The organism is Stenotrophomonas sp., from assembly GCF_050737575.1.
Taxonomy (GTDB): Bacteria; Pseudomonadota; Gammaproteobacteria; order Xanthomonadales; family Xanthomonadaceae; genus Stenotrophomonas.
Map to the genome: position 1 here is coordinate 1 of NZ_JBOHXW010000026.1, position 1076 is coordinate 1076.

1 protein-coding gene is annotated in these 1076 nt (G+C 73.6%); it reads right to left on the minus strand.

From position 1 onward, the window contains the following. Positions 1–369 precede the first annotated feature (369 nt). On the minus strand, positions 370–1076 hold a 707-nt coding region (locus ACREP4_RS16980; protein WP_431597378.1), incomplete at its 5' end, for a DUF222 domain-containing protein.

Here is a 1076-nt window from a genome sequence, read left to right on the forward strand (position 1 = left end):
GTCTGGGCGCCACCCACCAGACGGGCTGGACAGCCCTTGTGGCCAAGCTCATCCGCCAGAGCGGGGGTTGACGCCCCCAGCCGCCGGCTCCCCGAGCTGTCGGTGTGCGGGGTCATCCGGCTCGTCGCCGGTGTGGCCGGGCGAGCGGGTCGGGCGGATGCATGCTGAACCTGCCGGTGTCCGGGTCGCGGACGACGAGCCAGCCGTCGTGGTGGATCTTCCCGTGGCAGTCCCAGCAGGTTAAGCAGAGGTTGTCCTCGTCTGTTGGTCCCAGGTCGCGTGTCCACCGGTCAGGCTGCGCGTGGCCGGCGCGGGCTGGTGGGGGCGTGGGGGTGTCCCCGACCTGGTCGGACCCAGGTCGGGGCACGGTCAGCTCGCTCGTCGCCGGTGTGGCCGGGCGAGCGGGTCGGGCGGGTGCATGCTGAACCTGCCGGTGCCCGGGTCGCGGGCCACGAGCCAGCCGTCCTCGTGGATCCTGTGATGACACGTCCAGCAGGTCAAACAGAGGTTGTCCTCGTCTGTCGGCCCCAAGTCGCGTGTCCACCAGCGCACGTGATGCACCTGGCAGCGGGAAGCCGGCGCGCCGCACCCGACGCAGGTCTGGTCTCTGGCGATGACCGCGACCCGCTGCTGCCTCGTCGGCTGGCGTTGCGTGCGGCCCGCGTCCAAAACCTCCCCGTTACGGGTCATCCACACCGTCGTCACCTCGGCGTCGCAGCAGACCATCTGCGCGGTCGCGGCGCTGACCGGGCCCACCCCGTCCAACCTGGCCGCCGGCGCCCCCGCCTTGCCCTCCAGCGCCTCCGCGGTGGCGATCAGGATCACGTGCGGGCGCTGGACCGCGACCTGCGGCAGGTCGCCGGCGTCGAGCGACCGCCGGGCCAGCTCGACGAGCGCGTCGGCCATCCGCTGCGGGTAGGTGCGGTCGTCGGCGTGGCTGGTTTTGCGGGCCAGCGGGTCCAGCGCGGTCCTCAGCGTGGCGGTGCCGACCGGGTCCAGCCTGGCGTCCACACGCCCGGACCCGTCCGCGCCGTCGGCGGTGACCGACGCCCGCCGGTTCGCCCACGCGCGGCGCT